Raw genomic sequence first — 6,000 nt, forward strand, 5'->3', positions numbered from 1 at the left:
CATCTATCTCTCTTCTGTCTCCTCCAAGATAAGTTTGTTTAAATAACATCAAGACTAATTTTAATTTCGATTAAAATTGAGTTATAATTATATATTTAAATAAATAAGAAAATGAATTCTCTTGAAATCAGTCAAGGTATTATTGACTCTGCTCACCCCCTCAAAATTCTTTTAATAGAGGATAATGCTGCTGAAATTGAACTGGTACAAGAGTGGTTAACTCAAGGCAGTAAGGCTCCCTTTGAGCTGACTCAGAGCCATTACTTGAGTGAAGGGCTGCAATATCTGCTCCAATCGAAATTTGACATTATTTTATTAGACCTGTTTCTTCCAGATAGCCAAGGACTTGAGACGGTTGTGCGAGTAAAATCTCAAGCGCCAACCGTTCCCATTGTAGTCTTGACAGTTCTCAACGATCGCACAATTGCAATTGAGGCGATTCGTGAAGGAGCGCAGGATTATTTAATTAAAGGGCAGTTTACAGGGGAACTGTTAGTTCGTGCGATACGCTATGCCATCGAACGCCAGCGCGATCGCGAAGCCATTCGGCAGCAAGTTGAACGAGAACAACTTTTAGAACGCACGATCGAAAACATCCGTCAGTTTTTAGATCTTGCCGATATCCTTCAGACAACGACAGCGCAAGTAAGGCAGTTTCTGAAAACTGATCGAGTTTTAATTTATCGCTGTCACTTCCATCAATCCAGATGTTTCATTCTGGAAGCCGCAAATTGTGACGATTTTTGGGTCAGAAAGGGTGAAATTAATGCCCCCTTAATGATTCCTTGGAACCCAGGCTATCAGTCTATTCAAGCTGTAGATGACATCAACACAGCTCAAGTCGATCCTCAGTGGATAAATACACTGAAAACCTGTCAGGCAAAAGCAGTTTTGAGCATACCCATCTGGCAACGAGAACCAGTCAACCCAAAACCAAACTCTAAGCCTAAAAATCGGTTATGGGGAATCGTCATGGCACATCATTGCTCTCATCCCCGTCAATGGCAACTGTGGGAAATTGATTGCCTGAAACAATTAACCAATCAAGTCGCTGTCGCAATTCAACAATCAGAACTTTACCAACAGTTGGAGGTAGCGAATCAACAGTTACAGCAACTAGCCACCTTAGACAGTTTAACGAGAATTGCTAACCGCCGTAAGTTTGATCGTGTTCTTATGCATGAGTGGCGGCGTTTAGCACGGGAGTTTAAACCCCTATCTTTAATTTTGTGCGACATTGACTTTTTTAAACGGTACAACGATACTTATGGTCATCTAGCTGGAGATGCCTGCTTACAGCAAGTTGCCAAAGCGATCGCACAAGCTGCGAAGCGAACCGCTGATTTAGTTGCACGTTATGGCGGTGAAGAATTTGTTGTGATTCTGCCGGGAACTGATCCTGACGGTGCTTTTGTCGTTGCCGAAAAAATTCGCGACCAACTCAAAGAGTTTAAACTCCCTCATTCTAACTCTCCAATTAAACCATGGGTGACTTTAAGTATAGGAATAGCCACTGTAACTCCTTCCGTTCGTCAGTCCCCAACTAAGCTAGTAAACGCCGCCGATCAAGCTCTTTATCAAGCCAAAGGATTAGGACGCGATCGCATTTTTCAAGCCACCTGTATTCCTCATTCCTATACGAAAAGTGCAACCTAAGTCTTTGTACTAGGTTTCATCCGTTGGTTTGTTACTGTTTGTCTTCAATAGAGCCTTCATAGCAAAAGCGATTGCTCAAGAGGTAGAGCAATCGCTAAAATAGACGCTATTATTTTTACCCAACCCAATCAACTTATAGCATTTTCTAGTCTTGTCAGGCACGTCTTTGAGCTTCAAGTCCCCCTTTATAAGGGGGATGCTAGGGGGTCGTATTGTACCTCATATAAGAGAGAACCGCTATACTTCAACTCGCTCTTCAGAGTCTACTAACTCTGTAGAGTCCATTGGCTCTCCTTGAAAGGCAAACCGCAGAAAAGGTGGAGCTAAGAATGTTGTCAGAATCACCATAATAATAATGGCAGCTTCTAACGGTTTACTGAGAACCCCACTGGCTGAACCAATTCCAGCAAAAACCAGTCCAACTTCGCCCCGTGGAATCATGCCCACGCCAATTGCCAAACGGTTAATTTGTGGTTGACCAAACACTGTCCAACCTGTAATTATCTTGCCGATAATAGCTACAACAATTAAGAAAACGGCAATAATTAACCCCTCACGATTCTCAGGAACAGCCGGATTAAGTACAGCTAAATCGGCTTTAGCACCAACCGTTACAAAGAAAATCGGCACCAAGATATCGGCAATAGGAATAACCTGCTTGTCTAGTTCCTTACGCTTATCGGTTTCATCCAAAACTAAGCCAGCCGCAAACGCCCCTAAAATAGCTTCTAATTGGATAACATTAGCAAGGAACGCCATCAAAAATGCAAAGGTAAACGCCGGAATGACCAATTTACCTCGCGTTTGCAATTTATCCGCGATCGTTACAAAGGTTTTGTTGAAGAATTTACCCAGGAGAATTGCACCCAGCAAGAAAACCGTGGCGCTGATAATCAGATAGATAACGTTGAGAACATTAACTTCACCCGTTTTAGCAAGGCTGGCAACCACTGCCAAAACAATAATACCCAAAACATCATCAATGACAGCCGCACCGACAATAATCTGACCTTCTTTTGATTTGAGATGCCCTAATTCTGACAAAACTTTGGAGGTAATTCCAATACTAGTCGCCGTCAGTGCTGCACCCGCAAAAATTGCCGGAATCACGGGAACGTTAAACCATAACATCAGTCCCGCCGTCCCCGCACCGAATGGAGCAGCTACACCAACTACAGCTACAATGGCGGCTTGATAACCGACTTTTTGCAGCTCTCTTAAATCCGATTCCAAGCCAATTTCAAATAAGAGAATAATGACACCCAGTTCGGCTAAAACAGAGACAACTTCGCTCTGCGTTTCAAAAATGGATGTTACAGAATCAGGACTTAAATTACCAATGAATTGCAAGATTGTCATCAATGCCGAGTCAGAAGCCTCGGCTCCACTTTCAGGAAATACGAGCAGATGGAATGCAGAAACTCCCACCAAGACACCGCCAACCAATTCCCCTAACACAGGGGGTAAATCCACTAACTTCGACAGCTCGCCACCTAGCTTGCTGGCAATATAAACGATAACTAAACTCAGCAAAACTCCAGCGAGTACCATCGCCCCATCTTCGGGGTTTTTGGCGGTTGCTAGTATAGGTTGACTGGAAAATTGAAAAGAGGAGGTTAGGAAGGATATCCCAGTTATTGAATTCACGATTGGTTCTAAAGCCATCATTCTCTACATCAATAGTTTTGATTTCGAATCCATGATTTACAATGGAGTTAGGACGTGGGTGAAGAAGATTTTCCTCTCACACGCGACTTGTCAAAGCTCGACTATCGGCTTTTTTAGTTTCTATGAGCCCTAAAGTTAAGGAGCTTAGATATTTGCAGGTGTTTGAGCAACTTGAAATACCCTTTATTTGTACAACCCGACAAAGCTTTTCAGGTTTTCAACAGTAAAGGATTAAGGCGGGGAGCGAGGTTAACGACTCCCTTAACATTTCTTTGTTTATATTAACTTAATAGTTGCTCAAGAAATTCTCTCAGCTATTTTGACTCTATATGGAAAGCATAGATTGTTACATGGGACAGGCGAGACGCCCGTCCTACGGGTGTGATCGCCAAAATTTAGGGAATTCTAGCAAAAACCTGCGTAGAACAGGCATCTTGCCTGTTCCATCCCATTGGTGACAAGTTAAGATAGTGTGCTTTTTGTAAATGAGTTAATGTACTTAATTTTTTTGCTCTAGAGAATGATAATCATACTTTTAGAGGTGGGGAGAGCCATTGAGGAGATCATATTGAACTAGCAGTCTCAAGAGCAGCTTCCCGCAACCGCTCCACATCGCGCATCGGTGGTGCACCAAAGAGCCGCTTGTACTCCCGGTTGAAGTGCGAGGCATCGTCGTACCCCACACGGTAGGCAGCACTGATCGCGTCAAGGTTTTGCCCCAGCATCAGACGGCGAGCCTCTTGGAGCCGCAGTTGCTTCTGGAACTGCAAAGGACTCATTGCAGTGACAGACTTGAAGTGATGGTGAAAGCCTGAAACACTCATTCCAAGCTCTCTGGCGATGTCTTCAATACGAAGCGGCTGGTTAAAGTCTTTACGAAGTCGCTCAACAGCTCTAGCGATGTGGTGGGTGTAACCACCTAAAACTGCAATTTGACGGAGCCGATTCCCTTGCTCTCCCACCAGAAGTCGATAAATGATTTCTCGCTTAATCAAGGGTGCAAGCACATGAGCTTCAGTAGGAGAATCGAGCAACCTGACGAATCGCACCGTAGCGTCTAGCAGATTAGCATCCAGTAGACTGACATCGATGGCTTTGACACTGGCACCCCGTTGGGCAGAGGGATAGCCTGCCTCAAGCATGACTGAGCCAACTAAGGTGGGGTCGAGATCGAGGCGAAGGCTCAGAAATGGTTGCTCTGGGGATGCTTCCAGAATTCGGCTGGCAATCGGTAGTTCGACTGTCCCCAACAAATAATGCATCGGATCGTACTGATAGCGATCGCTGCCTAGAAGGACTTCTTTGCTGCCCTGAGCAATCACACAAAAGGCAGGAATAGAGACACTATGCAGGCACTCCGAAGGGGAGAAGGTGCGATCTTTCAGAAGCGGGTGTGCAAACTATTCGTCGGGCACACGCCGTTCAACCCGTCACTGCTATCCAAAGCGAGTACTCCCTGTGGTGGCGGCGGCCCGAAGAAGCCTTGTTGCCAACTCTGGAAGAACTGGGAATCGGGTTTGTGCCGTTTAGTCCCTTAGGGAAAGGCTTTTTGACGGGCAGTATCAGCAAAGACGCAACATTCGACAAATCGGACTTCCGCAGCATTGTTCCCCGGTTTACGCCGGAAGCGCTCGACGCGAACCAGTCCCTAGTGGATTTGTTGAAAGAGGTAGCGAACCAGAAAAAAGCCACAGCCGCACAAATCGCCCTTGCCTGGATACTGGCACAGAAGCCCTGGATTGTAACGATTCCAGGGACAACCAAATTGCATCGGTTAGAAGAAAATATTGGCGCAGCAAACATCGAACTGACACAAAACGAATTGCAGAGTATTGATGAAGCGTTGACACAAATCAAAGTGGAAGGCGATCGCTATCCAGAAGCGTTGGAGAAGCGAACGGGATTGTAGATGGAATCACCGAGCACAAAACAATGACTTACAAGGAGATGTGTATGACCATTACACCTCAGCAAGATAAAACACAACCCTCAGTAAGAATCAGTGAAGCAGCACACAAACATCATGAGGAACTCTTTCCAAACCACAAATCGACCCTGAAAGTAACTGACCCTGAACTGATCGAAATCTTTGACAACTTCACCTTTGATGAAGTCATTGCGCTGAGTAAGTTTGATACAAAAATAAGGGTAATGTTGACTCTGGCATCGATCATTGGAAGTCAGGCAGTCAGCGAATACAAAGTCATGGTGGGTGCTGCGCTCAATGTTGGAGTCACACCGATTGAAATCAAAGAGATCGTGTATCAGTCGGTGCCATACGTGGGAATGGCGAAAGCCTTTGACTTCATCCATGCCACCAATGACGTGCTGTCTAGCAGGGGCATTCAATTACCGTTGGAAGGGCAATCGACCACCGATCCAGATACCCGCTACGACCAGGGGCTGGCAGTACAGAAAGCCATATTTGGCGAAATGAAAGAATTTATCAAGAAGCCCGAGTTGGCGTTGAATTTAATAGACCGCAGCTTAGGGAGGGGAGAGCGCCCGGGTCTGGTAGTCATAGATGCGGGATATGGCAATAATAGAACATTTCTGAGGGAACTGGAAAAAAGAAAACTAATGTACATAGGAGGAGTCGCCAAAAACCGGAAAGTGAGAAGACCAAAGGAGTCAGAAGGAAAAAATGAAATACGATTAGATGAGTTAGTGAAAAGA

At 45.0% G+C, this 6,000-nt stretch carries 3 protein-coding genes and 2 pseudogenes; 3 read left to right on the plus strand and 2 right to left on the minus strand.

The features are described 5' to 3' along the window. Nucleotides 1-111 precede the first annotated feature (111 nt). Nucleotides 112-1,656 carry a diguanylate cyclase domain-containing protein gene (locus tag IQ257_RS20715; protein WP_193872708.1) on the plus strand — a complete coding sequence of 515 codons (1,545 nt, stop codon included), beginning with the start codon at nucleotides 112-114 and terminating at the stop codon, nucleotides 1,654-1,656. Nucleotides 1,657-1,893: 237 nt separating this feature from the next. Here the strand turns inward: IQ257_RS20715 and IQ257_RS20720 are convergent, their stop codons facing one another. Both IQ257_RS20720 and IQ257_RS20725 read right to left on the minus strand, forming a co-directional pair. After that, nucleotides 1,894-3,324, minus strand: a complete 1,431-nt coding sequence (locus IQ257_RS20720) for a cation:proton antiporter (protein ID WP_193872707.1) — start codon at nucleotides 3,322-3,324, stop codon at nucleotides 1,894-1,896. Between the two features lie 563 nt (nucleotides 3,325-3,887). Beyond that, nucleotides 3,888-4,703 (minus strand): annotated as a pseudogene (locus tag IQ257_RS20725) (AraC family transcriptional regulator); the annotation flags it as partial. Here IQ257_RS20725 and IQ257_RS20730 point away from each other — a divergent pair. Together IQ257_RS20730 and IQ257_RS31620 are read left to right on the plus strand one after the other, a co-directional pair. Beyond that, a pseudogene (locus tag IQ257_RS20730) lies at nucleotides 4,685-5,233 on the plus strand (aldo/keto reductase); the annotation flags it as partial. The pseudogenes IQ257_RS20725 and IQ257_RS20730 overlap by 19 nt on opposite strands. A gap of 44 nt (nucleotides 5,234-5,277) precedes the next feature. Next, nucleotides 5,278-6,000 (plus strand): transposase (locus IQ257_RS31620; protein ID WP_193933184.1); only part of this gene is annotated, 723 nt, incomplete at its 3' end.

The organism is Coleofasciculus sp. LEGE 07092, assembly GCF_015207375.1.
GTDB lineage: Bacteria > Cyanobacteriota > Cyanobacteriia > Cyanobacteriales > Coleofasciculaceae > LEGE-07092.